The sequence below is a fragment of the Paenibacillus sp. GCM10023250 genome (assembly GCF_042653205.1).
In the GTDB taxonomy this organism is placed as follows: domain Bacteria; phylum Bacillota; class Bacilli; order Paenibacillales; family Paenibacillaceae; genus Paenibacillus_Z.
Genome location: NZ_JBHSHY010000022.1, coordinates 1 through 24,817 on the forward strand (window position 1 = coordinate 1; position 24,817 = coordinate 24,817).

Below are 24,817 nucleotides of genomic sequence, written 5' to 3' on the forward strand. Positions count from 1 at the left end.
TTTGCCGTAAGCTTCCTTCAGATTCCGCCTCGCGGCGGACACCCTTGCTTTTGGCTAACGGTAGGCGTTCGCCAGCCCCCGTTCGGGACTTTCACCCTAGAGATGACGCCCATGCTGGGCGTACACGGCAAAAAAAGCGCCCTCCGCTCGGGAGGACGCTTTGATAGGCGCAAAAGCAAACTAGGCGTTTACTTTTTGTTTGGCGAGATTCGCGAACGCGTTGAACGAGCTGATGTCGTTCACGGCGAGGTCAGCCAGCATTTTGCGGTTGACTTCGACGCCGGCCAGCTTCAGGCCGTACATGAATTTGCTGTAGGACAGGCCGTTTTGGCGCGCTGCCGCGTTGATCCGGACGATCCACAGTTTGCGAATGTCGCGCTTGTGTTGGCGACGGTCGCGATATGCGTAAAGCAAGGATTTCATCACTTGCTCTTTTGCCGTTTTAAACAGGCGGTGTTTGGAACCGAAATAGCCTTTTGCCAGCTTCAAAATTCTTTTACGACGACGTGCGCGGACGAATCCGCCTTTAACTCTTGCCATGAGTAGAAACCTCCCGAGTGATTAGTAAAAATGGAATTAACCTTTGATGTTTGCGAGACCTTGAGCCAAACGTTTCGCGTCGCCGGAAGCCATGAGCGGCTGCGTGGCCAAAACGCGTTTTTGGCGGGCGGATTTGCCGGACAGCAGGTGATTTCTGTACGCTTTGTAGCGTTTCACTTTGCCCGTACCCGTAATTTTGAAGCGGTCTTTCAGACTGCTGTGAGTTTTCATTTTAGGCATGTGGTGTTCCTCCTCAAAGAATGTGTTAGTTAGTCGGTTTCGGCGCCAGAATCATGATCATGCTGCGGCCTTCGAGTTTCGGCACGCGTTCCATGACGCACAGGTCCGCCACCTCGCTTGCGAGCCGGTCCAGAATCTTCTGGCCGACGGAAGCATGCGTGATTTCGCGTCCGCGGAAACGGACGGAGCATTTCACTTTATCGCCTTCGCCCAGAAACTTCACGACGTTGCGGAACTTGGTCTGGTAGTCGTTCTCGTCGATATTCGCGCGGAACCAAACTTCCTTCGTGTCGACGATTTTCTGGTTTTTGCGGGCTTCCTTTTCTTTCTTCTGCGTTTCATAACGGAACTTGCCGTAGTCCATGATCCGGCACACCGGCGGCTTCGCTGTCGGCGCAACGTTCACGAGGTCCAAGTTCAAATCGATCGCCAATTGCAGTGCTTCACGGAACGGCTTGATACCGAGCTGCTCGCCCTCCGCGCCTACGACGCGTACTTCCCTAGCCCGAATCTCATCGTTGATTTGATGTTCCCTGCTAATAACCTGCCACCTCCAAAGTTTATGAATCGAGAAGTCGCCTTCTCTCAAAAAGACCGGACGGGCTTGGCCCGTTCCGGGCTCTCCAGCAGAAGCAAAAAATGCGGGTCCGCACGGGACCCGCATTCCAATAACCAAGATGGAAGGCATGCTAATCGGCGCAACGCCGTCTGCCTGTTCTTAATCATCGATCGCAAACCGTTCAGCCGCAGCCGAATAGGTGAGAAGCGGGCGCCTCTGCTTATGCGTTTGAATGAAACATGATCATCTCCAAACATGTTACCGAATTAATATAGCACAGCCGGCATTCGCCTGTCAACGGTTATCCGGATGTTCCGGACGAAGCCGTTACACCTGCTTGCTCTGCACTTCCTCGAGGCGAAGCACGCGCGTATGCTGCGTATGGCTCCACTGTTTATTGTTCTGCGTGAAGAACGCGTAAAACGTGATCGGCAGCCAGGACAGCTGGAAAATCACCATCGAGAACAGGTACGCGTACATTTTACCCGACTTGATGCCTTCGAGCATCATGACGAGCGGGAACATGACGACCGTCGCCGTGATCGCGACGATCGCGACCCAGTTCGGGAGGTAGTAGTAAATGGACGCGAACGCGTTGTCCGCCGGAATCAAATTATCGATGTACAGCAGCGCCGTGACGATGAAGCCGACGAACGTGTTGTACACGGAAATCGAGTACAGCGCGGCGTCGAACTTCACGAAGCTGCGCTCCTTGATGCTCTGCCACAGCAGCGGGAAGAAATAGCTGCGCGCGACGGTGAAGTGGCCCTGCATCCAGCGAAGGCGCTGGCGGGCGGAAGCCTTGAACGAGAGCGGCTTCTCGTCGTACACTTTCGCGTCGTAGTTCAGCACCGGATGAATGCCGCGCTTCACGCAGCGCATCGAGAACTCCAGGTCCTCGACGAGGCTCGTGGCGCCCCAGCCCATCTCCTTCATGAGGCCGGCGTCGAAGCACATGCCCGTGCCGCCCAGGTAGTTGGCCATGTTGAGGTTGCGGCGCGACAGCTGCCACAGCCGGTTGCAGTACCAGTACGTGATCGCGTAGGACGCGGTGACCCAAGAGTCCGTCGGGTTCTTCGTGTCCAGGTAGCCTTGGATGACTTTGTGCCCTTCGCACAGGTCGTTGTTCATGTGCAGCAGGAAGTCGTTGCCGACGAGATTGTCGGCGTCGAACATGACGATCGCGTCGTATTGTCGCGGCATCGCCCACAATTCCTTCAGCATCCATTCGATGGCGTGGCCTTTGCCGCGCAGATGCGGGTTTTTGCGCTCGCACGCTTGAGCCCCGAGGCTGCGGACGATCTCGGCCGTATTGTCCGTGCAGTTATCGCAAATGACGAAAATATCGTAAAGTTCTTTCGGGTAATCCAGGTTCTTCAGGTTCTCCACGAGCGCCCCGACGACCTGCGCTTCGTTGTGAGCGGCGACCAGGACGGCAAACGACTTCTGCGGCTTATGCTGCGAGGCTCTGCGCTTTTTGACGATCCCGAACAGGGAAATGCCGAATTGATACACGCCGACGAACGCCAAAAAAATTTGAAACAAAATAATGATGGTGTTAATCATTACTTTTTACTACCCCCTTGAGACCCCTTTTTGATATCTTCTCTCTAGTTTCGTTCTGTCTTTCGCGCGTAAGGCTGTAAGCGGTATGTATAGTTTTTGTAAACCGCAGCCCTACTGATTTTCCATGCTCAGCATGCATTTGTCAAAGATGGCAATGCCCGCTCAACCGCCGAGAACCCGCAGAAAAACGCTTGCATCGGAGATGCTCGCTGCGGAAAGCCTGTTTTCTTCCGTATCGCCCTTATTTTCGACCAATTGCGGGTAAAACATGTTTCAATCTCAAATAACGTTCGGGCGGGCTGGAAAGTTTCGGAGCCGGTCATCCGCGAATGTGACGAATTTGTGAACGCTCCTCCGCGAACGACGCTTCCGCGACGCGGGCAAGCAGCTCGTCGAAGATCGCGTCCCACGATTGCCGCATGCTGTGCGCAAGCCCGCGCGCGCTCATCCGGCTGCGCAGGCTTTCGTCGCGGTACAGCCGCTCCAGCGCCGAGGCGAATGCATCGACGTTGCCCGGCTCGCAGCGAAGCCCGTTCCACTCGTGCCGGACGGTGTCCGTGACGCCGCCGGTATCAGCGCAGACGACGGGCGTGCCGCAGGCCATCGCCTCCAGCACGACGTTGCCGAACGTCTCCGTCGGCGACGGAAACAGGAACACATCCGCCGCCGCGTACCATCGCTGAAGCTCCGGCATGGCGCTGAAGCCCAGGAAACGCGCGTCCACGCCTTCCTCAAGCGCTTGCTGCTTGAGCTGTTCGAACGACGGTCCGTCGCCCGCGATGACGAGCACGGCGTCCTTGCATACGTCCCGCGTGAATTTCGCGAATGCCGAAATCGCGACGTCCGCGTTTTTCTCCGGGGCCAGCCTGCCCGCGTAAAACACGATATAGGAGCTGTTCTTCAGCCCGTGCGAAGCCAATAATTGCGGTTTGTCCACGTTCGGATGGTAGCTCTTCGTATCGACGCCCCGCGTCCAAACGGCCAATCGGTTCTCATCCCACCCCCGTTCCTTCAGATCTTGAAGGGTCGATTTGGAGGGTACGAAAATATACCGGCAATCCTGATGGAACCAGTAGATATACCTCCATAACATCTTAACCATCCATTGGATGTTATAAAACGCCAAATAGCGATCAAAATGCGTATGATAGGACGCGACAAGCGGAATGCGGTGCTTTTTGGCATAATGAATGCCGAAGAGCCCCATATTGAACGGGGTCGCGACGTGAATCACGGTCGGCCGGAACGCGTCGAGCGCCCGCCGCACGTGGATGGGGTTGGGCAGCGCCAGCCGGCACTCCGGATAGAGAAAGAACGGCATGCTCGCGAAGCGCTCCACGAACGGCGACGCCTCGGGAGACGCGGAGGAAGCCGGATCCGGAGCGAACACGAGACAAGGAATGTCCCGCGCCTGCAAATAATTCGTCCATCGTTCGAGCGTCCGGGCAACCCCGTTGATCTCCGGCGCAAACGTATCCGTAAACAAAGCAAGCCGCATTTGAAATCGCCTCCAAATCCGTGCTCGGCACCCGCGATCCAAGCCTTCCGCCTCGGCGAGCCGGTCATTTGGATTCATCGTAAAAGCGTTGTATTACCGCCGTATCAAGACTTCATAAAAAGTTGGTGAAGAAATTAATATCGGCTTAGCAGATCGTTGACGCCGCGCAAACAATCGGCGCTTATGCTGGGGGTGAAGCACATTCGGATATCGGAGGGAATCGCCATGGTCCAAATGGTTTTCTGGGCATTGACGCAGGAGCAGCGACTCTTCTTCTGGGCGAACCGCAGACCGTCTCACCAAGGCCTCAATCTGTGGCTGAGCCGCTGGCTCGGCACGATCACCCATACCGGAGGCGCGACGTTCACACTCCTGACCGCGCTGATCGGCGCGCTCGCCGCACCCGGCATGTGGGGCACGGCCGGCTGGAAAGCACTCGCCGCCGTCGCGATCAGCCATATTCCCGTCGCAATCGTCAAACGCAAATTCCGCCGGCTTCGCCCTTATCAGGCGCTCGCCGCCGTTCATACATGCAAAAAGCCGCTGTGCGACTCGTCGTTTCCTTCGGGTCACACAACGGCTGTGTTCGCCTGGCTCATGCCATGGCTGCTTGTCGATTACGCGCTGCTGCCGGTTCTGCTTCCGCTCGCCATGCTGCTCGGCTTATCGGTCGCTTGGTCGCGGATGTATCTCGGACTGCACTATCCTTCCGACGTAACGGCCGGCGCGGTGCTCGGCTCGCTCACGTCCGCGCTCGTCTCCGCCGCCTGGTCCTCCCTCTGAGCGTCGCGCTTCGCGGCCCGATGGGCGGCGATCGCCTTCGCGCCGACGACGACTTCCACGCGGTGAATGTTGTTGCCGCGCTCCACGAACTTGGATTCGTATTCCGTCAGCACGAGGTCGTCGCGCACTTCGTCGCGATGCAGGTTCAGCGAGATATTGCGCATCATCAGTTCCATGTCCGCGAAGCTGTTCAGCGAGAATTCGAACAGCGTCTGCGAGTCCGTCTTGAAGTGAATCTCGCCGTACTCGTTCAAGATCTCGATGTATTTCGCGACGAACCGCGGGTGGGTCAGCCGGCGGCGCGCATGCTTCGCCTTCGGCCACGGATCGCTGAAATTCAAGTGGATCCGCTGCACCTCGCCCGGAGCGAACATGTTCTCGATGCCTTCGATGTTCGCGCGCAGCAGCGCGAGGTTCGCCGGGCGGTCCGTGCCGTGGGCCGCTTCCCAGGCGATCCGGGCCTTCTCGCTCGCGCGGCGGATCAGCTCGTCGTACATGTCCACGCCGATATAATTGATATGCGGATTCCGCACGCTCATGTCGCTGATGAATTTGCCCTTGCCCATGCCGAGCTCCACATAGATGGGACGATCGTTGCCGAAAAACTCCCGCCAGCGTCCCTTAAGCGGCGCCGCGTCCAGGACGACGAGCTCCGGCTGGGCCTCCAGGCTTTCCAATATTCCTTTTCTTCCTCTAAGGCGCATAATGCACTCATTCCTCCACGTTCGTAAGCTAGTCCTTATTGTGCCCGAATTGCGGGGCCGTTGTAAAGCGCCGAATTCCCGCCTGCCGGGCCTTCGGCGAAGACAGCCGAGGGCAAAATAAAAAGCCGAGGGCGATCGTCGCCGTCGGCCGTGCGTTCGGGTGGAACCTTGCTTAGTTGAGCAGCTGGCTCGGAGCGCTCTCCTGCGACTCCAAAATTTCGTGCAGCTTCTTGCGCGCGGACACTTCAATCTTGTGGTTGTCGTGGAACTTGATCCCCGCCAGCGACATCAATTCCTTGCGGGTCAGCTCGACCGTTACTTTCTCGTCTCCGTGCGGAATTTTCAGTTGCGTATTCATCCCTCATCACCTCACTGTTTTTTTCAAGGCGTCAGCCGTTCTTCTTAAGCGAATTTCCAGAAAATCAACTTGCTATGAGAAGAGTGGGAAGATGGAAAAATGAAGTGAATTCGCTGATCTGTCGCCCTTTTAATATAACAGGTCATGTTAGGTTTAGCAAGCCCTTTTTCTAAATAAATCGCTTTCATTTTCCAGTATTATTCCTGGCTTGTCCGACAATTTCCAGGCCCCGAACCGAACTTCGAACCGGGGAATCATGGCGTTTTGCGGTGAGATTCGTTATGATTGTAACTAACCGCGCGGCAGGCGGCCGAAGCGGTCCGGCGCACAAAAAGCTTCATGAAGCAAGCGAAATCGCGAACCTGCCGATCGGGCGGCGAACTATAGAAGCAAGAGGAGTTTAACGCGCATGCAAGCAGAACTTAAGCCGGAAGCCGCTTCCCCATCTCCTAGATTATGGAGCGGCAAAAGGTTTCATACATGGAATCACGAGATGAAGCGGCAATTCGGGGGCAAAGTGTTCAAGGTCATGCTCGACGCGGGGTTCACTTGCCCCAATCGGGACGGCTCCATCGCGGCTGGCGGCTGCACGTTCTGCAGCGCCCGGGGCTCCGGCGACTTCGCCGGCAGCCGCAGGGACGACCTGGTCACCCAATTCAACACGATCCGCGACCTGCAGCACCAGAAGTGGCCGGAAGCCGCGTACATCGGGTACTTCCAAGCCTATACGAACACGTACGCGCCGGTCGAGGAACTGCGCGAGTATTACGAGGCGATCCTCGCCCAGCCGGGGGTCGTCGGCCTGTCGATCGCGACGCGGCCCGACTGCCTGCCGGATGACGTCGTCGACTACCTGGCCGAGCTGAACGAGCGCACGTACCTGTGGGTTGAAATGGGCCTGCAGACGATTCACGAATCGACTTCGGCGCTCATTAACCGCGCGCACGATACGGCATGCTACGAGGATGCCGTCAGGCGGCTGCGCGCGCGGGGCATCCGCGTCTGCGCCCATATCATCTACGGCCTCCCGCAAGAGTCGCACGAGATGATGATGGCCACCGGCCGGGCCGTCGCCGCGATGGACGTGCAGGGCATCAAGATCCACCTGCTCCACCTGATGCGCAAGACGCCGATGGTGCGGCAGTACGAGGCGGGCTTGCTGCGCTTCCTCGATCAGGACGAATACGTCAAGCTGATCGTCGATACGCTGGAGCTGCTGCCGCCGGACATGATCGTGCACCGGCTGACCGGCGACGCGCCGCGCGACCTGCTGATCGGGCCGATGTGGAGCCTGAAGAAGTGGGAAGTGCTGAACGCGATCGACCGCGAGCTGGCCGATCGGGGCACGTGGCAGGGCCGGCTGTGGACAGAGGAAGCGCGGTAATGGGCTTCCTGAGCGTGCTCGGCATGGCCCAGCGGCTCGTGAAGGAGCGCGTCTCGCCCGGCGACGCCGTCATCGACGCCACCTGCGGCAATGGCGTGGATACGCAATTCCTGGCGGAGCTCGTCGGTCAGCGCGGCGCGGTGTATGCCTTCGACGTGCAGGCCGAAGCGCTGGAGCGGACGCGCCTGCGTGTGGCCGGAGCTTGGCCGGCCGGCGCTGGAGGCGGCGAAACGACCGAGGGCGGAACGAGCCCTTCGGCGGCTGGACCCGGCGCGGCCGGTAAGGGCGAGGGCGAGGCCGGACCGCTCCGGCTCGTCCATGCGAACCACGCGGAGATGGACGAGCATGTCGCCGAGGCGCATCGCGGCCGGATCGCGGCGGCGATGTTCAATCTCGGCTATTTGCCCGGCGCGGACCAAGCCGTCATCACCGAGCCCGCCTCCACGCTCGCCGCGCTGGAGGCGGCCGTCGCGCTGCTTCGTCCGGGCGGCATCGTCACCGCCGTCCTCTACCCCGGCCATCCCGGCGGGCGCGAAGAGGCTGACGCGGTCTCGGCCTGGGCGGCGTCGCTTCCGCAAGCGGCCGGCCAGGCCATGCAGTACCGGATGGTCCAGAAGGCGCAAGCACCCTATCTAATCGCCATCGAGACAAGAAAAGCCTGATCATCCGCGGTAGACCACATTAAGGAGGAATTATTCATGGCAGTGCGCAAGCTGGAACACGTCGGCATCATGGTGACCGACATGGACAAATCGATTCGGTTTTACACGGAGGTCGTCGGCCTCAAGTATCTGTACTCCTTGACGCATTCGAACGGCGTCATCCTGATGGCCTTCCTCACGGGCAGCGACGGCGAGCAGACGGAAATCGAGCTGATCCAGAACTATCCCGGCCAGCTGGCATCCGAAGGCCGCACGCATCACGTCGCCTTCACGGTCGACGACATCGAAGTCGAGTTCGCGCGCTTGAACGCCCTGGAAGGCGTCACCGTCCGCGACGCGGAAATCACGACGCTGCCTAACGGCGCGCGCTATTTCTTCTTCGACGGGCCGGACGGCGAGTTCCTGGAGATGTTCCAGCCGGCGAACCAGGGCTAATTTTTTCGCTTCATTATATACAGACAAATAGAGACAATTTACGACAAGGAGAGAAACGCATGACTACACCCTATCCGCTGCAATTCAAACCTGAAATGAAAGAACGCATCTGGGGCGGCCGCGCGCTGGAGCGCTTCGGCCTCGAGCTGCCGGAAGGCGCCATCGGCGAAGGCTGGATGATCGGCGACCACCCGAACGGCACAACGAAGGTCATGAACGGCGAGCTCGCCGGCCTCGGCCTCGACGAGATCCGCGAACGGTACGGCCGCGAATTCTTCGGCACGAAGGGCTACGCCGAGAACGGACGCTTCCCGCTTCTGATCAAGCTGCTCGACTGCAACGACGACCTCTCCATCCAAGTCCATCCGACGGATGCGTACGAGAAACTGCCGAAGGGCGAGCTCGGCAAGACGGAAATGTGGTACGTCCTCGATGCCAAGCCGGGCGCCAAGATCATCTACGGCCTGAAGGAAGGCGTGGATCGTCCGGCGCTCGCCGCCGCGATCAAGGAAGGCCGCGTCATGGACTGCCTGCAGGAAGTGCCGGTCGAAGCCGGCGATGCGTTCTACATTCCGGCCGGCACCGTTCACGCGCTGTGCGCGGGCGTCGTCGTGGCCGAGATTCAGCAGAATTCCGATACGACGTACCGGGTATTCGACTATAACCGTCCGGGCCTCGACGGCAAGCTCCGCGAGCTGCACGTCGAGGATTCCCTCAACGTCACCGCGTACGAAGGCGCAGGGGCGACCCGCATGAAGACGGACGGCATCGGCGCGAACGAATGGCTCGTCATCGCGGAATCGCCGTACTTCGTCGTCGAGAAGGGCCTCGTGCGCGCGCCTTGGCAGCTGTCGACGACGCCGGAGTCGTTCGTCATTCTCGTCGTTGCCGAAGGCGCCGGCACGCTGAGCTGGGACGGCGGCAAGCAAGACGTGAAAGCAGGCGAATGCTTCCTGCTCCCGGCCAACCTCGGCGGCTACGAGCTGGACGGCGAGCTGACGGTGCTTCGCAGCGTAACGCCTTAAGACATCCCGGCACGCGGGGTTCCGCAGCCGTACCGGGCTGGTGCGGCATGGCATGGAAATCCGCAGCCCAAAAAGACATCCCGATCGCCGGGATGTCTTTTTGCGTTCCAGATGTCTGTGTGCGTTCCAATTGCAGCGCCATGGCCGTCTCGCACGGTCCCCGCATCATCATCGCATGGTCCCTCAACGCCACCGCACGGTCACAGACGCTGGTCAAGACAAGTTCACGACGAACGGGGCCGTGATCACCTTGCCTTCGTACTGGAACTGCGCCCACAGCTTATAGACGCCCGCCTTAGGGAAGGTCGCGTGGAACATGACGCTGGAGCCCGTGCTCATCTCGGCCGCGGCGTGCACGTGCAAGTACTGCTGCGCGTTCGCGTCGAGAATGACGCAATGTCCCGGCGTGCCGAGGTACGGCTCGAGCACGATCCGCTCCCCCGTCTCAGCCTTGCGCACCGAGAAGTCGAGCATGGCCATCTCGCCGGCCTTCAGTTCCCCGGTGGACGGCATGGACGACAGCTTCACCTCGAGGCCGTCCGCGACGATGCTCGGCGCCGCCGACGGCACCGGCGGATTCGCCTCCTGCTTCGCGCCGCCGACCTCGATCCATGTCTTGTAGACGGTCAAGCCTTTTCCGTCCGGCATAAACTCGGCGATCAGCAGGAACGGCCCGCCGTGCGGAAACGTCAGCTTCAGGCTGAACGCGCCGCCGCCTTCGTACGTCGGATGCAGATGCTGGAATTCCGCCAAATCCTTGCTGACGACGATGAAGTGCATCAGCTTCGTCATGTCTTCCGCAAAGTCCTCGGCCGGCTGCCCGGACGGATTCAGCACGCGAAGCCGCAATTCGGTCTCGCGGCCGCCCTCCGGCTGGCCTTCCGCCACCTCGACCTCGACCCGGTAGCCCCGGTCGGAGACGTTGCCCATCTGCCCTGCCTGCTGCAGGACATGCAGCAGCCCCTTCGTCGGCGGATGCGCGTCCACGCCGCGCATCGTTCCGCTCGCGCAGCCGCTCAGCAGCGCGAGCAGCAGCGCCGCCGGCAGCAGCGCCGCGAGCAGCCGCCGCGGGATGACCGCCCGCGGAGGTTTCGCCGCCGGATGCGCGGCTGCCGCCATGGCCGCCGGACGGCGGCGCCATCGTCGCCTCGCCATCCGCTTCAGCTCCGCGCCGCCGCGGGCTTCGGCGCGGCCAGCAGCTGCAGTCCGAGCGACAGCAGCGTCGCTTCCACGATCGAGCCCGCCCACAGCTCCGTCTCCCAACCGATGCCGTCCGTGATCGCCATCCAAGCGTAGTAGAAACTCCAGAGCGCGATCGGCAGCGCCGCGGCGACGATCCGTTCGGCGAACGCGCGCCCGTCTTCGGCCCGCAGCGCCTTATACAAAATATCGCCGACCAAGCCGGCCCCGCACGCGATGAAGATCGACGGGTAGTTTTGGAAACCGTCCAGCACGTTCATCATGACCGTCACGATCGTGAAGTGCAGCGTAATCGTGCCGATCGGCAGCGCCCAGCGCTTCATGAGCAGGAAGACCGGGAACATATAGACGAGCGTGTCGATGAGGATGTACGACAGCCCGCGCTCCGCGTTGTTCTCGGCGATGAACCCGCCCCCGAACTGGTTCGAGTACCAGTCCACCGACGATGCTGCCGGCAGGTTGTAGCGGAACATCCACGCGTACATGAGGAAGAACGCCACGGCGCCCGTCGTGACGACGAGCGAGATGAACGCGGGCGTGAACGCCGCCCAGCCCGGCTTCGTCAGGCTCGCGTCGTGCCAGCTCGCCCGGAATGGACTCGAGAGGATCAAGAGACCGCCGAGCAGCAGCAGCAGATGCGTCGGGCTGAGCAGCGCGGCGATATTTTGCTCAATGCCGAACACGGTATGCCAGTACATGTCGCCGAGACCGCCGAGCAGGAAGAGCCCCACCCCGATCAAGCCGAGCCCGTAGCCGGCCGGCGCCGCCTCCGTCCACGATACGCCCGACGCGCGCTTCGCCTGCAGCAGCAGCCAGCCCATCCAGATCGCCGAAGCCATAAACCCTGAATACAAAATCGCGTGCCACGGGGTAAAAAACGTCTCCACGGCGCCGTGGTTATGCGCGAAGCCGTCCACGAACACGCCCGCGATCAGCCATACGCCGAACAGAATCGTCACATACTCCTTGCCCGTCGCCACGCGCGCCGCCGGCCGTGCCGCCGCCGATATCGTTACCTGCATGCTTCAAGCGCCTCCTTCGGATTACATCCTGAATCTGCCAATATTGTAACCGGACCGCGGCCGTCATGGGAAGAGGCCGCCGAATTATTCGGCAGCCCCTTCTTGATCCCGCGAGACGCCCCGCGCCTCCAGCAACGATACGATCGCGTACGCCGCGAAGATCGTGATCAAGGCCATTAGCGGATAACCATAGCGTCCGAAGGTAATAAATGGTAGATGAATGAACCAATAGTAGAGAAACGGCAGCAAGAGCGGCAGCACAAGCTTGAACCGCCGCCGGACGACCGTCAGGACGATCCCGGCGAACCCGAGCAGCACATAGATCCAATGCACGACGTTGATGGCCGGCCGCGGCAGTCCCGGCACTGGCCTCGAGTAGAACGGATTGATGAAGAGCTCGATCGATTTGCCGACCGTGAACCAGTACGTATATTCCAGCGTCTGATGCTTGAAGCCGTAGGCGATCAAGCGCTGCGCCGTCCGCTTCTGCTCAGCGTCATAGCCCGCGAACAGGTTCTTGCTGTCGTGCCCGTATTCCGGGTATTGGTCGAAGAAGCCTTGCGGCGGCGCGGCCCGCTTGATCAGCGCGCCCAGCAGCATCGGATTGCCCGTCGACTTGGTGAACGGAATGAAGGCGTGGAAATCGTGGTAGTTGCGAACCCACCAGGGCGTGAGCAGCAGCATGCTGCAGGCGCCGACGATCGCGGTGTATTTGACGATCTCGGTCCATCGGTACCGGCGGATCAGCCAGAGAATCAGCAGGCAGACGGGAATGAGCGCGCACTGCGGCTTCACGTAGCAGGCAAGGCCCAGCATGGCCCCGGCGAAGACGTACGCACCCGCCGTCCGCTTTCGCACGGCGTACAAGAAGCTCGCGATCAGCAACAAAAAGAGCAGTTTGAACGTCGATTCCGTTAGAATCGCGCCCGAAGCGAACAGGTTCGGGATGTACAGCGCGTCGAGCAGCACGGCGACGGCGGCGACGCGGCGGCCCAGCGTCTCACGCGCCAGCACGAAGATCAGGTAGACCGAGGCGGCCTGCATCAGACATTGGAGCAGCCGGAAGCCCATCACCGCGGCATCGCGGTCGAACAGCGCCATGAACCCGCTCAGCATCACGGGAATGGCCGGCATGATGAAGTTCGTCGGCTGCAGCCCGCTGTTGTAGACGAGCGTTCCCCGCTCGATGAGCACCTGTGCGGCGTACACGTATTTGACGTCGTCGTTGTCCCGTTTCTCGTACGAGCCCAGCAGATAATGATCTCCCAGCCAGAGTACGCTCACCACGTGGATCAGAAGCACGGCCCCCATTACGACCCCTAGATATTTCCTCATGCGGGAGGTCTCCGATCGCAGTGAAAACAAGTTTGGCAGCCCCTTTCCAAAAAACTGGTTTTTCGGCATCGGTTTCTATTATACTATATAAGATTTGGTAGCAAGCAACTCCCGGCGCCGAAAGACGAGAAAGAAGGTTTAATCGCGTGATGCAAGAACAATCCCGAAGCAGCGACATCCTAGTGATCATTCCCGCTTATAACGAGGAAGCGTCCCTGGCCCGTACGGTGCATGAATTGAAACGGCATACGCCGTACGACTTCGTCGTGATCGACGACGGCTCGAAGGACCGGACTCCGGACATTATCCGCCAAGAGGGATTCCCGTCGCTTCGGCACGCCGTCAACCTCGGCATCGGCGGATCCATGCAGAGCGGGTACAAATACGCCGAACGCTGCGGTTACGCCTATGCCATCCAGTTGGACGCGGACGGCCAGCACCGTCCCGAGGACATCGCGAAGCTGGTGCGCGAGATCACGGAAGGCGGCTGGGACATGGTCATCGGCTCGCGCTTCGTCGAGAAGAGCGGCTACAAGGGGAGCTTCTCCCGCCGCGCCGGCATCTTCTACTTCCATCAGCTGATTCGGCTGCTGACGGGCATTCCCGTCTACGACCCGACGTCGGGCTTCCGCATCGTCGGACGCGCCGCGATCGAGCAGTTCGCCCGCAGCTATCCGACAGACTATCCCGAGGTCGAGGTGCTCGTCAGCCTCGCCAAGCGCGGCTATAGCATCAAGGAAATCAGCGTCGAGATGCGCGGCCGCCAAGGCGGGACGTCCTCGATCAACTGGTCCAAGTCGATCTATTACATGCTGAAGGTGACGATGTTCTCGCTCATCCGCAAGAGCTTCTCCTAAGGCAGTCCGGCACGACCGAACCACGATAGCAATCCGAAAGGGAAATCCGGCTCATGAACCAGCTCGTCGCCATTTTGATCACGTTGTTTTTTCTCGGCTTGATCGTCTACTTCACGGTCACCCAAAAGCTGAAGGACCGCTACGCGTTCCTCTGGCTCGTCACCGCCGCGGCCGGCGTGCTCGCGGCCGTCTGCATTCCGCTGCTCAACCGGTTCGCGGTCTGGATCGGCATCGCCTACATGCCGACGTTCGTCTTCCTCGTGACGATCATCTTCATCCTCGCGCTGCTCGTCCGGCAGACGATCAGCCTCTCCAAGCAGGCTGACCGGATCAAGACGCTGACACAGGAATTCGCCGTCATGGAGAAGCGGCTGCTCGAGCTGCAGCAGTCCGCGCCGGCATCGGCGGAAAGGCGTGAACCGTTATGAATATCGTGCAATTTCTGCTTATTTTAGCGAATACGCTCATGCTCGTGGCAGGGCAGTTTCTGTGGAAATACGGCTTGATGCAGCGGGAGAAGGCATTCGAGTCGCTGCGGTCGATCCTCGAGCTGCTGTTCTCGCCGTACATTCTCGGCGGCCTGTTCGTCTACGGCTGCGCGACCGTCCTCTGGCTCTTCATCGTGTCCAAGGTCGACCTCGGTCTCGCGTATCCGATCCAGAGCCTGGCGTACATCCTCTCCATCGTCGGCGCGTATTACTTGTTCGGCGAATCGCTGTCCGGCCTCAAGATCGCCGGCTGCCTGCTCATCCTCGCCGGCGTCGCCTGCATCGGCTTGTCCGCCAGATACGCCTGAATCGCCTTGGCCGACCGACTGCACGTTCTTCCATGCCACAAACACGAACCGCGCGGATCCTGCCCTTCGGCCGAGAATCCGCGCGGTTTGTGCTTGAATGGATCTGTAGCGCTCATACAATCGCCGCGGTTGCCGGCTTTACCGGCCCGGGTCCGCTTCGCCGATGCCGCAGCTGTCGTCCGTGCACACCTGGCCGGTCTCGCTGTCCGTCGAAGACGGGTCGATGAAGATGAGCGGTTTCTCTTCGGCCCACGTCCGGTTCAGCACCTCGAGGAACACGTCGCTCGACTGCGCGCCTGCCACCGCGTATTTGCGGTTGATGACGTAGAACGGCACGCCGTTCGCGCCGAGCTGCGACGCTTCGCGGCATTCCGCCTCTACCTCCGCTGTGAGCTCGTCGCTCGTCAGGAGCACCTCCGCCTCCTTCGGATCGAGGCCGATCTCCGCCGCGATGCCGGTCAATGTCTCCAGCTCGCCGATATGCTTGGAATCGGTGAAATACGCTTTGAACAGCTGTTCCGCCGCCTCCGTCCGCTTGCCGTAGCGGCCGGCGAAATGAATGAGCCGGTGCGCGTCCAGCGAGTTCGCCGGAATCGCGTGCTCGAAATTGTAAGTCAGCCCGACCTCGGCCGCCTGCTTCACGAGATTGTCGTGCATGGCGACCGACTCTTCGCGGCTGATGCCGTACTTCTCCGCCACTAGGCCGTACGCGTCCTGCTGCGGGTATTTCTCCGCGGCCGGGTTCAGCTGGAAGCTCTTGTACTCGACCTCGATCTCGTCTTTATGCGCGAACTGCTCCAGTCCCGCTTCGAACCGGCGCTTCCCGATGTAGCAGAACGGGCAAGCGATGTCGGACCACACTTCTACCTTCATATCGCACACTCCATCGTCAGTAATTATCGTCGTTGATTGTATTATACCGCCATCTTCGCGGAAGGTCGAATGTTTCGGCGCGGACTGGCGCGGGGGGCAGGAACGGCGCGGAGCGAAGCGAAATGGGTTCGCGCGCGGCGAGTACGTCTTCTGCGCGGGGGCTCGCCCGTGCGCGGCGTACACGCTTCCTGCGCGGGGGCTCGCCCGCGTGCGGCGTACGCGCTGCCGGCGGCCAAGTCAAAAAGAGCCGCCCCCGACACTACGTCGGAAGCGGCTCTTCGCCATGCCTGTCCTTGCTTGCGCGTGCTTGTCCTTGCTTATCCGCGCAGGATCGTCTCGATCGCGACGAGCTCCTCGTCCGCGAACGCCAGGTTGCCCAGCGCCGCGACGTTGTCCTCGATCTGGCCGACGCGGCTCGCGCCGATCAGCGCCGACGTCACGCGTCCGCCGCGGAGCACCCACGCGAGCGCCAGCTGCGCCAGCGATTGGCCGCGCTCCTGCGCGATCGCGTTCAGCTTCTGCAGCTTCGCCACGGCTTCCGGCGTGACCGCGGATTCCCGCAGCGCGCCGGTCTTGCTCGCCGCCCGGGAGTCGCTCGGAATGCTGCCGCCCAGGTACTTGTTCGTCAGCAGCCCTTGCGCCAGCGGACAGAACGCGATGCTGCCGACGCCATGCTCGTCCAGCACGTCCTGCAGGCCGTTCTCGATCCAGCGGTCGAACATGTTATAGCTCGGCTGGTGAATGAGCAGCGGCGTGCCGAGACGCTTCATGATGGCGATCGCTTCCGCCGTCTGCTCCGCGCTGTAGCTGGAAATGCCGACGTAGAGCGCCTTGCCGGAGCGGACGATCTGATCGAGCGCGCCCATCGTTTCTTCGAGCGGCGTCTCCGGGTCGAAGCGGTGCGAATAGAAAATATCAACGTAGTCCACGTTCATCCGCTTCAGGCTTTGATCAAGGCTCGCCGTCAAATATTTGCGGGAGCCCCATTCTCCGTACGGTCCCGGCCACATGTAATAGCCGGCCTTGGACGAAATGATCATTTCGTCGCGGTACGGCTTGAAATCGGTCGTCATCATGCGGCCGAACATCTCCTCCGCCGAGCCGGCCGGCGGGCCGTAGTTGTTCGCCAGGTCGAAATGGGTGATGCCGAGGTCGAACGCCCGGTGAAGCATGGCGCGGCCGTTCTCGTACGTGTCCACACCGCCGAAATTGTGCCAAAGTCCGAGCGAAATCGCCGGAAGCTTCAGGCCCGAACGGCCGACGCGATTGTACTTCATAGAAGCGTAACGTTCCGGATGTGCTGCGTATACCACAACAATCTCTCCTTCGTTGATCCGATTTTAGGAAACCTCTCTCATCTTACCCCAGTGTGCCCGTAGGCTCAAGCCTTCGCCGCCGCGAACACCGGCAGCGTGAAGAACGCGGCATTCCGGTGCTCCCCCTTGCCGCCAGCGCCGTAGACGACGATGAGCAGCGTCTCCGCTTCGTTCGACACCGTCCCCTCGGCCAGGTAGCGCCGCAGGTCGAACGGCAGCCGTTCGATGACGGCGTGCTTGTGCAGCTCCTTCTCGCTCAGGCTGAGCGCGGCGAAGGCGTCCGACACGTCCCCGGGACGATCGGCGAGCCGCTTCATCCAGCCGCTCCACTCGTCCTTGTCCATGGCGAACTCCCACCACACCTTGCGCGGCTTGTAGTTGTGGCCGAGGAAGTAATCCAGCTTCATGAGGCCGAGCGCGACCTCGAGCGACCACTCCCGCTCCTGCGCGTCCGCGCTTTGCGCATAATCCTCCGATAGGAACGCCCACAGCCGCGCGAACAGATCCTCCAGTTGATGGCCGATCTTCTGCCAGCCCCGCGCCTCCCAGAAATCGCCGAACGATTGGAAGAAGTCGAACGCCGACGGAAACGCGCGCTCGATCAGGTACAGCAGCGCGTGATCCATCCGGTGCGCGTTCCAATACTTCTCCAGCACGTCCTCGACGCGCTTGATGCGCACGATGTCCGCGAACGGCAGGATGTCGTTGCCGAGAATCTCATACGGCGCGCGGTCCATGTAGACGTAGCCGTGCTTCTCCGCGTCGATGCGCATTCCCGTGCCGCGGAGCATCTTGAGGAAGCCGAGCTGCAGCTCCTCCGGGCGCAGCGCGAACACGTCGTTGAACGTGTTCCGGAACGAATCGTAATTCTCGTGCGGCAGGCCGGCGATCAGGTCGAGATGCTGGTCGATCTTGCCGCTCTCCTTCACCTTCGTGACCGTGCGGGACAGCTTCGCGAAGTTCTGGCGGCGCTGCACCGCTTCGTTCGTCAGGTCGTTCGTCGACTGCACGCCGATCTCGAAGCGGAAGATGCCGGGCGGCGCGTGCTCCGCCAAATAATCCAGCACTTCCGGCCGCATGATGTCCGCCGTGATTTCGAATTGGAACACGCAGCCGCGGTGGTTCTCGATCAGGAACTTGAAGATTTCGAGCGCGTAGTCGCGCTTGATGTTGAACGTCCGGTCGACGAATTTGATCAGCTTCGCGCCGGCGTCGATCAAGTACAGGATGTCGGACTTGGTCCGTTCCATGTCGAAGTAGCGGACGCCGACTTCGATGCTCGACAGGCAGAACTGGCAGCTGAACGGACAGCCCCGGCTCGTCTCGAAATAAACGACGCGGCTTCCGAGGCTCGCGGTATCCTCCGGAAACCGGTGCGGCGACGGCAGGGTGGCGAGATCCAGCTTCGGACGCGGCGGATTGACGATGATTTCGATTCTTCCGTCCGCGTGCGTCTTCCGGTAGGCGAGCCCGAAGACAAGATGGAACTTCCGGTCGCCGGACAGCTCCGTGAGCAGATGGTGGAACGTCTCCTCGCCTTCGCCGACGACGATATAATCGACCTGCCCCAGCCGTTCCAGCCAGTGGGCCGTGTCGTAGCTCACCTCCGGCCCGCCGAGCACGATGCGCAGCTCCGGTTTGATTTTGCGCAGCATGTCGATGACGGTGATCGTCTCTTCGATGTTCCAAATATAGCAGGAGAAGCCCACGACGTCGGGATCGCGCGCGAACAGATCCGCGACGATGTTCATGGCGGGGTCCTTGATCGTATATTCGGCGATGTCGATGTCGAAGTCTTTCTCGCTGTACGCTTTCAGGCAGCGAAGAGCGAGCGAGGTGTGTATATATTTGGCGTTCAGCGTCGCCAGTGCGACTTTCATCCGGGTCATTCCTATCTATTCGCGATTTCGGTTCGTCCCTATTGTACCAGAAATCGCCGCCAAAAAAGAAGCGGCCCCTTCGGACCGCCGCTTGACGCAGCCGGTGTCCGCACGGAACCGCTCTTGCCGGATCGCGTTTGTTACGCATTCACGCGCACGATCGCCTTGTCCTTGCCTTGGTAGTCGATGACCGGGAAACGGACGCGCCACGTGCCGTCGCCGTTCGCCGTCACCTCGCCGGCGTCGAAGCCGCGCGGCTCGAAGCTGAACGTCTGGTCGTAGTACACCGTCAGCTGAATGTTCTCATCCGGCAGCAGCTGGCGCAGCTTAGAGCCGGCATCGATCGCCCAGTAGCGCAAGTCCTCGCTCGACGCGTGGCCGTACAGCATGTAGTACGCCGGGTCGATCAGAGCCGTGATGACGAGCCAGCCGTCCGCGTCGCGTTTCACCTCGAACTGCTTCAGCTCCGTTCCGCCCTGCGAGGTCGAGATGACCGCGAACTGATCTTCCATTAGCTCGCGGATGGCCTCGGTCGTCGCGCCTTTAAGGGTATCCGGCAGCTTGCTCGGGAGGAACCCGATCTTGACCGGCGGGTTCTCCTCGATATCGTACAGCAGCGCCATGATGCTGTAGGACGGCACCGCGAAGTTCAAATCCGCCTGCGTGTCGTCGATGCCGGCCGACGTCAAGCCGACGAGCTGGCCGTAATCGTTGAACAGGCCGCCGCCGGAGCTGCCGTGATCGATCGGTGCGCTGATCTGGTACTGGTACGGGTCGCCGGCGGCGCCCGACAGGTTGCTGATCAGGCCGTCCGACACCGTGTTCTGAATGCCCTGCGGGCTTCCGATCGCGACGACGTGGTCGCCCTTCTGCACGGCGAGGCCGATGTCGACCGGCGCGATGCCAAGCGGCGTCTTCGTCTTCAGAATCGCCAGGTCGTCCTCCTCACTGTAGCCGACGAGGCCCAGCAGCTCGACTTGACGGCCGTTCAGCAGCGTCGCGGACGCTTTCGCCGCATCGGCGACGACGTGGTAGTTGGTCAGAATCTCGTCTTTGCCGATGATGACGCCGCTGCCGAGCCCCTGGTCCGTCGTAATCATGACGACCTTGCCGTCGTTCAGCGCAACGATCTGCTTCGTCGTCAAGGCCTTCGGCCGGTTGGCCGCCTGCTCCTTCTCCCACTCGGCTTCCTTCTGCCGCTGGGTCGCTTCGGCGGAGGCGATGCGGACGATCTGCTTCGCCGCGTCATATTTCACGTCCGCGCCGAGCGCTTCGGCGATGAACCGGAGCGGCACCATCGTCGTGCCGTTTAATTGCCGCGGGGCTTCCGTCAGCGTGAACGACCTGCCGTTCTTGACGGCCTTCTTCGAGCCGATCTGCAGCGAGATCGTCGTGGTGCCTTTGACAGCCAAAATCGTTTTGGTGCTTTCTTCCCATGTCACGTTGGCATGCAGCGCCTTGAAAATCGGGCGCATCGGCACGAAGGTCGTGCCCTTCGAGGCGACGGGAGCCGGGCTCAGCGCCAGCTTCGCGCCGTCGACGTAGACCGCGGCCGCGGCGGGTTGCGCGGACGCCGCGGCGGCATGGGCGGGCGCGCCGAGCGCGGCGGCCGGCGTCAGAACGAGCCCGGCGGCGAGTACGGATGAGAGCATGCGTTGCTTAAGGTCGGCGTTCCATTTCACGGGCGGTTCCTCCATAATCTACTAAATCATGCGTGATTTCATGGTAGCACCGCGGCCCTACTTTGTCTATGAAATTAGGATGAATCTATTAAGAAGAATCCGCAAATAGTAGCAGGTATATCCAGGCCGTGCAGACTGCCGCGTCCGCGGCTATTGCTGCTTGAATTCCGTCGGCGTCAAGCCGGTCTCCTCCTTGAAGTTGCGGGAGAAATAATGCACGCTGGCGTAGCCGAGCCGCTCGGCGATGGCCTCCATTTTCTCGCCGCTCAGCAGGTAGAACTTGGCCTGCCGGATGCGCTGCGAGATCAGGTACTGCTTCGGGTTCTCGCCCGTGCATTTCCGGAACAGCGACGAGAAATAGATCGCGTGGTAGCCGCACAGCGCCGCCAGCTCGGCCACGGTCCAATGCTTCTCCGGTTCCCGGTGGATCGCCTGCAGCGCGGGTTCGATTTTGCCGCGCTCCGCCGATTGCGGGCGCGCGGCCAGCCGGTGGCGGACGACGAGCAGCAGCAGCTCCGTCATGAGCGCCCGCAGCAGCATCCCATAGCCGGGCTGTTCGTTCATATATTCTTTCACGATCCGCATCAAGGTCGGCTCGAGCCCGGGCACCGTTTGGAACGGCGGCAGCTCCAGCTCCTCCCCGCCGCCCAGCGCCAGCAGGTACCGGCCGCGCCGGCTCGCCGCCAGCTCCGCCTCGTCCGTCATGACGATCGAGAACGCGGGATGCACCGGCGCGGGCGACGCATGGCGGACATGGAAGTGGATGCCGATGAAGACGGTGTCCTCCAGAATGAAGATGGCGTGCGGGCAGTCCGGCCCGTAGAGCGCGAATTCGCCTGGCCGCAGCATGCGGACCTCGCCGCCGACGACGAGCTTCGCCCGGCCGGACACCAGATAGAAGAGCTGATAGTCCGGGATGATCCGCGGGCCGAAGATGGTCCCGGCTTCGGTAAAGGCATGGCTGGCGAAATTGACCGTCGGCTGCAGCTCGTCGAGCGCCCCGAGGCGGATCGCGTCTTCGCGCTTCGTCATGGCGGCACGGCTCCTTTCGGTAGTTGCGCGGGCCGGCGGGGCCGGCGCTTCATGGATGCGGCGAGGATCTTAGAAAAGTGCAAAGCCCTGTTTCGTCCGTGCAAATACACCGCTTTCAAGATGGCGTATGCTTAGTTCATCGGAAGGCAACGCCATCGAAAACGAGAGTCAGGGAGGAAACGCGCTATGTTAAGTCAAGCACAATTGAACGAATTTGAAAACAACGGATTTTTGAAGGGCGACGTCGTCTTGAGCGACACCGAGGTCGAAGCGCTGCGCGAGGAGCTCGACAAGGTCATGAACGGCGAGACGGTCAAGAAGCCGGTGCTGAACCGCAACATGCTGGAATCGGATTCCCCATACGACAACATGAAGATGATCGCGAGCGAGAAGGTCGTGCAAATCGTCAACGTTTGGATGGCGAGCGACCTGTACCTGCAGCATGCCGGAAACGCCCAAATTTGCGAAGAGGTCGCCCAGCTCTGCCATACGGATTCGCTGCGCATCTGGCACGACCAGATCCAATACAAGCCGCCGGTGACGGGCGGGCCGACGGCCTGGCACCAGGATCACCCGCTGTGGCCGATCATCCAGCCGGCCGATCTCGTCAGCGCCTGGGTCGCGCTGGACGACGCCGTCATCGAGAACGGCTGTATGTGGATGGTGCCGGGCAGCCACAAATGGGGCAACCACCAGCGCTACCTCTCCAGCACGCCGGATTTCAAGCCGTATCACAAGCGCCCGGAGATGCTGCCGAACCACGCGGGCGTCGAAGCCGTGCCGTTCGAGATCAAGAAGGGCCAAGTCGGCTACCATCACTGCCTCACATGGCACGGCAGCCCGCATAACCGCTCCGACATGAAGCGGCGCGCGATCGCCGTACACTACATGCCGGGCCATACGCGCTACGAGCCGGTCGGCGAGCACGCCATGCTGTCGTACGTCAACGTCCAGCCGGGCGAACTGCTCGCCGGCGACCACTTCCCGGAAGTGTACAACAAGCAGCGCGTCCGCCTCTGAGCGTTACGGCGCCAAGCCTCCGTCCCCCGTTCCCCGGAGGGACGGGGGCTTTTTGCGAGCGGGCCGTGCCAGCGTGGGCGCGGCGTGAACAGCCAGTCGCGACAGCGGCAAAGGCGGGGTTCGGCGCGCGCCGGTACAGCGCGGGCGAGCGACGAAGCGTGCGCGCTGAACTGAGCCGAAGCAGCAGAGCGGCATGCGCGTAGAGAGGCGCCAGTCTTGGCGTCGGGAACGGTGCGGTGCGATTCGGGGGTATGGCGGGGGTACAACACGAATGCGCTGCGGATGCGGCGGGAGTACGCGCGGATGCGGCGTGAGTACGCGCGATGCGGCACGAGTACGCGCGATGCGGCGCGAGTGAGGCGCAGGCGGTGGTGCCGCAACTATTCATAGCGCCATGCTATCGCCGAGACCGAAGCTCCGGCGCGTTGGCGGCCAGCATTTCCGTTATTTGTGAACTTTCGCGATTATCACGGATTTGGCGGACACAGATGACGTTATTGGCCTATTTTCACGGCAGAATCCACGCCTTAGTGGTGAATAGCTGCATCTGTGGCCGCTTATTTCGCCAGATTCCTTGTTTTGTCAATATAGCGGCTCTGGTGGCCGCGAATTGCAGGGTGACGCCCAGGCTCCGCTTCCGTTCCAACGTCCAGGTGCTCCATTCGGTTCGATCACCATCCCCGCCCCGCCCGCTGCTCCTCCACAGGGGCGCCGCCGCTTCCACGTCACTGCTCGCCCGCCAACTCCCGCCCGTCCTCCACAGACGCCTCGCCGCCTCCCAGCTCCCTCCCCAGGTCAGCGGCCTGGCCGCATTCCGTTTGTAAGCCTCCGCCGCTTTCGGTATAGTAGAAATCAGATTGCACGTATAGGAGCGCATGTACCCCATGGATAAGAACGTATCGCATACCCCCGCCGCCAAAAAAGCCGGCCACCCGGCAGCTCGGGGCAAATCCGCCCCGCGCGGCGCCTCACCCCGCGCGCACGGCAAGCCCGCAGGCCGGCCGCAGCCGGCCGGCAAATCCGCGGCGCAGCGCGGCAAAGCCGCCAACCCCGCGGCGCAGCTGCGCGGCCCGGTTAAGCCTCCGGTCCGCGCGTACCAGGTGAACGAGCCGTCGGAGCTGCTCGCTTTCCTGCTTCAACATGTCGCGGGCGAAGGCCGCAACGCCCTCAAATCGATGCTGAGCCGCGGCCAGATCGCCGTCGACGGCACGCCGGTCAAACTGTACAACCATGCCCTGCGGCCCGGCCAGACCGTTACCATCTCCAAAGAACGCATCTCCGAGAAGCCGCCGCTGATCGGCCTCGCGATTCTGCACGAGGACGACGACGTCATCGTCGTCGTCAAGGACGCGGGCCTGCTCTCCGTCTCCACCGGGCAGGAGAACGAGCTGACCGCGTACCGGCAGCTGACCGCGCATGTGCGCGCGGCCGATCCGAACAGCCGGATTTTCGTGCTGCACCGGCTCGACCGCGACACGTCCGGGGTCATGATGTTCGCGAAGAGCGAGCACGTGCAGCAGCAGCTGCAGCACGCTTGGCAGGACGACGTGGAGGAGCGCACATACGTCGCGCTCGTCGAAGGGAAGGTCAAAAAGCCGGAGGGCACGATTACCTCGTACTTGAAGGAGACCAAGACGCTCAAGATGTACTCGACGAACAATCCGGAGGGCGCGCAGCGCGCGGTCACGCACTTCAAGGTGCTGCAGAGCGGGTCGCAGTTTTCCCTGCTCGAATTGTCGCTCGAAACCGGGCGCAAAAACCAGATCCGCGTGCACATGGAGGATATCGGCCATCCGATCGTCGGCGACAAGAAATACGGCGCCCGATCGAAAGCGATCGGCCGGCTCGGCCTGCACGCCCGGGTGCTGGCGTTCAAGCATCCCCGGACCGGCGAGACGCTGCGGTTCGAGACGCCGATTCCGAAAGCGTTCCTGCAGCCGTTCAAAGAAAACGCCGGCCCGCATTAAGCGGACGCTCCCGCCGGCTCGATCGTGTCCGCGTCCGAATTTCGAATGGCTTCGGCCCGCCGATTTCCATTTTTTCCAAGGAG

Annotated in this window: 25 protein-coding genes; 10 read left to right on the forward strand and 15 right to left on the reverse strand. The window is 61.4% G+C overall.

Going from position 1 to position 24,817, the window contains the following annotated elements; translation table 11 throughout:
* Positions 1–180: 180 nt before the first annotated feature.
* The 5 genes from rplT to ACFPB1_RS17080 all read right to left on the reverse strand — a co-directional run bounded on the left by rplT (position 181) and on the right by ACFPB1_RS17080 (position 4,403).
* Positions 181–540, reverse strand: a complete 360-nt coding sequence (gene rplT / locus ACFPB1_RS17060; protein WP_379227314.1) for a 50S ribosomal protein L20 — start codon at positions 538–540, stop codon at positions 181–183.
* Positions 541–576: 36 nt separating this feature from the next.
* Positions 577–780: a 50S ribosomal protein L35 gene (gene rpmI, locus ACFPB1_RS17065; protein ID WP_379227315.1), complete on the reverse strand. Its 204-nt coding sequence runs from the start codon at positions 778–780 to the stop codon at positions 577–579.
* 25 nt (positions 781–805) lie between these two features.
* A complete protein-coding gene (infC, locus tag ACFPB1_RS17070; protein WP_379227403.1) occupies positions 806–1,303 on the reverse strand; it encodes a translation initiation factor IF-3 in 498 nt (165 codons plus the stop codon).
* Between the two features lie 363 nt (positions 1,304–1,666).
* Entirely contained in the window at positions 1,667–2,905 is a 1,239-nt protein-coding gene (locus tag ACFPB1_RS17075) for a glycosyltransferase family 2 protein (RefSeq protein WP_379227316.1), read from the reverse strand.
* 319 nt (positions 2,906–3,224) lie between these two features.
* On the reverse strand, positions 3,225–4,403 hold the full coding sequence (locus ACFPB1_RS17080; RefSeq protein WP_379227317.1) for a glycosyltransferase family 4 protein: 1,179 nt from the start codon (positions 4,401–4,403) through the stop codon (positions 3,225–3,227).
* Positions 4,404–4,628: 225 nt separating this feature from the next.
* On the opposite strand from ACFPB1_RS17080, the gene ACFPB1_RS17085 reads away from it, so the two are divergent.
* Positions 4,629–5,186, forward strand: coding sequence for a phosphatase PAP2 family protein (locus ACFPB1_RS17085; protein WP_379227318.1), 558 nt, complete (start codon positions 4,629–4,631; stop codon positions 5,184–5,186).
* Here ACFPB1_RS17085 and trmB read toward each other — a convergent pair.
* Positions 5,105–5,890 carry a tRNA (guanosine(46)-N7)-methyltransferase TrmB gene (gene trmB / locus ACFPB1_RS17090; RefSeq protein ID WP_379227319.1) on the reverse strand — a complete coding sequence of 262 codons (786 nt, stop codon included), beginning with the start codon at positions 5,888–5,890 and terminating at the stop codon, positions 5,105–5,107. The two genes, ACFPB1_RS17085 and trmB, sit on opposite strands and share 82 nt — an antisense overlap.
* 172 nt (positions 5,891–6,062) lie before the next feature.
* On the reverse strand, positions 6,063–6,248 hold the full coding sequence (locus ACFPB1_RS17095) for a hypothetical protein (protein WP_379227320.1): 186 nt from the start codon (positions 6,246–6,248) through the stop codon (positions 6,063–6,065).
* 409 nt (positions 6,249–6,657) lie between these two features.
* Between ACFPB1_RS17095 and ACFPB1_RS17100 the strand changes: the two genes are divergently transcribed.
* Genes ACFPB1_RS17100 through ACFPB1_RS17115 form a run of 4 tightly spaced genes read left to right on the forward strand, consistent with a single transcriptional unit; the run spans position 6,658 to position 9,754 of the window.
* On the forward strand, positions 6,658–7,632 hold the full coding sequence (locus ACFPB1_RS17100) for a TIGR01212 family radical SAM protein (RefSeq protein ID WP_379227321.1): 975 nt from the start codon (positions 6,658–6,660) through the stop codon (positions 7,630–7,632).
* A complete protein-coding gene (locus tag ACFPB1_RS17105) occupies positions 7,632–8,294 on the forward strand; it encodes a class I SAM-dependent methyltransferase (RefSeq protein ID WP_379227322.1) in 663 nt (220 codons plus the stop codon). The genes ACFPB1_RS17100 and ACFPB1_RS17105 overlap by 1 nt, the downstream gene beginning before the upstream one ends.
* A gap of 36 nt (positions 8,295–8,330) precedes the next feature.
* Complete coding sequence (locus ACFPB1_RS17110) at positions 8,331–8,729, forward strand: VOC family protein (protein WP_379227323.1); 399 nt, start codon at positions 8,331–8,333, stop codon at positions 8,727–8,729.
* Positions 8,730–8,788: 59 nt separating this feature from the next.
* Positions 8,789–9,754 (forward strand): type I phosphomannose isomerase catalytic subunit, encoded by a 966-nt coding sequence (locus ACFPB1_RS17115; RefSeq protein WP_379227324.1) that lies wholly within the window; start codon positions 8,789–8,791, stop codon positions 9,752–9,754.
* A gap of 213 nt (positions 9,755–9,967) precedes the next feature.
* On the opposite strand, the gene ACFPB1_RS17120 is transcribed toward ACFPB1_RS17115, so the two are convergent.
* The 3 genes from ACFPB1_RS17120 to ACFPB1_RS17130 form a co-directional block, all read right to left on the reverse strand.
* The gene (locus ACFPB1_RS17120; RefSeq protein ID WP_379227325.1) at positions 9,968–10,909 is read right to left on the reverse strand and encodes a hypothetical protein; all 942 of its coding nucleotides are present in this window, start codon (positions 10,907–10,909) and stop codon (positions 9,968–9,970) included.
* Positions 10,910–10,914: 5 nt separating this feature from the next.
* Positions 10,915–11,976, reverse strand: a complete 1,062-nt coding sequence (locus tag ACFPB1_RS17125; RefSeq protein ID WP_379227326.1) for a hypothetical protein — start codon at positions 11,974–11,976, stop codon at positions 10,915–10,917.
* An 84-nt stretch (positions 11,977–12,060) separates the two neighbouring features.
* Complete coding sequence (locus tag ACFPB1_RS17130; RefSeq protein ID WP_379227327.1) at positions 12,061–13,311, reverse strand: glycosyltransferase family 39 protein; 1,251 nt, start codon at positions 13,309–13,311, stop codon at positions 12,061–12,063.
* A gap of 149 nt (positions 13,312–13,460) precedes the next feature.
* Between ACFPB1_RS17130 and ACFPB1_RS17135 the strand changes: the two genes are divergently transcribed.
* From ACFPB1_RS17135 to ACFPB1_RS17145, 3 genes are read left to right on the forward strand one after another with little or no spacing between them, the layout of a single operon-like run.
* The gene (locus ACFPB1_RS17135) at positions 13,461–14,168 is read left to right on the forward strand and encodes a glycosyltransferase family 2 protein (RefSeq protein WP_379227404.1); all 708 of its coding nucleotides are present in this window, start codon (positions 13,461–13,463) and stop codon (positions 14,166–14,168) included.
* 53 nt (positions 14,169–14,221) lie between these two features.
* Positions 14,222–14,596 carry a DUF2304 domain-containing protein gene (locus tag ACFPB1_RS17140; protein WP_379227328.1) on the forward strand — a complete coding sequence of 125 codons (375 nt, stop codon included), beginning with the start codon at positions 14,222–14,224 and terminating at the stop codon, positions 14,594–14,596.
* Positions 14,593–14,964 (forward strand): hypothetical protein, encoded by a 372-nt coding sequence (locus ACFPB1_RS17145; RefSeq protein ID WP_379227329.1) that lies wholly within the window; start codon positions 14,593–14,595, stop codon positions 14,962–14,964. The genes ACFPB1_RS17140 and ACFPB1_RS17145 overlap by 4 nt, the downstream gene beginning before the upstream one ends.
* A gap of 138 nt (positions 14,965–15,102) precedes the next feature.
* On the opposite strand, the gene ACFPB1_RS17150 is transcribed toward ACFPB1_RS17145, so the two are convergent.
* The 5 genes from ACFPB1_RS17150 to ACFPB1_RS17170 form a co-directional block, all read right to left on the reverse strand.
* The gene (locus ACFPB1_RS17150) at positions 15,103–15,837 is read right to left on the reverse strand and encodes a DsbA family oxidoreductase (protein ID WP_379227330.1); all 735 of its coding nucleotides are present in this window, start codon (positions 15,835–15,837) and stop codon (positions 15,103–15,105) included.
* Positions 15,838–16,154: 317 nt separating this feature from the next.
* Entirely contained in the window at positions 16,155–17,150 is a 996-nt protein-coding gene (gene mgrA, locus ACFPB1_RS17155) for an L-glyceraldehyde 3-phosphate reductase (RefSeq protein WP_379227331.1), read from the reverse strand.
* A gap of 68 nt (positions 17,151–17,218) precedes the next feature.
* Positions 17,219–19,033: a B12-binding domain-containing radical SAM protein gene (locus tag ACFPB1_RS17160; RefSeq protein ID WP_379227332.1), complete on the reverse strand. Its 1,815-nt coding sequence runs from the start codon at positions 19,031–19,033 to the stop codon at positions 17,219–17,221.
* Between the two features lie 140 nt (positions 19,034–19,173).
* Positions 19,174–20,715 (reverse strand): stalk domain-containing protein, encoded by a 1,542-nt coding sequence (locus ACFPB1_RS17165; protein WP_379227333.1) that lies wholly within the window; start codon positions 20,713–20,715, stop codon positions 19,174–19,176.
* Positions 20,716–20,865: 150 nt separating this feature from the next.
* Entirely contained in the window at positions 20,866–21,747 is an 882-nt protein-coding gene (locus tag ACFPB1_RS17170) for an AraC family transcriptional regulator (RefSeq protein ID WP_379227334.1), read from the reverse strand.
* A gap of 186 nt (positions 21,748–21,933) precedes the next feature.
* Between ACFPB1_RS17170 and ACFPB1_RS17175 the strand changes: the two genes are divergently transcribed.
* Entirely contained in the window at positions 21,934–22,767 is an 834-nt protein-coding gene (locus ACFPB1_RS17175; RefSeq protein ID WP_379227335.1) for a phytanoyl-CoA dioxygenase family protein, read from the forward strand.
* 884 nt (positions 22,768–23,651) lie between these two features.
* A complete protein-coding gene (locus tag ACFPB1_RS17180; protein WP_379227336.1) occupies positions 23,652–24,734 on the forward strand; it encodes an RluA family pseudouridine synthase in 1,083 nt (360 codons plus the stop codon).
* Positions 24,735–24,817 lie beyond the last annotated feature (83 nt).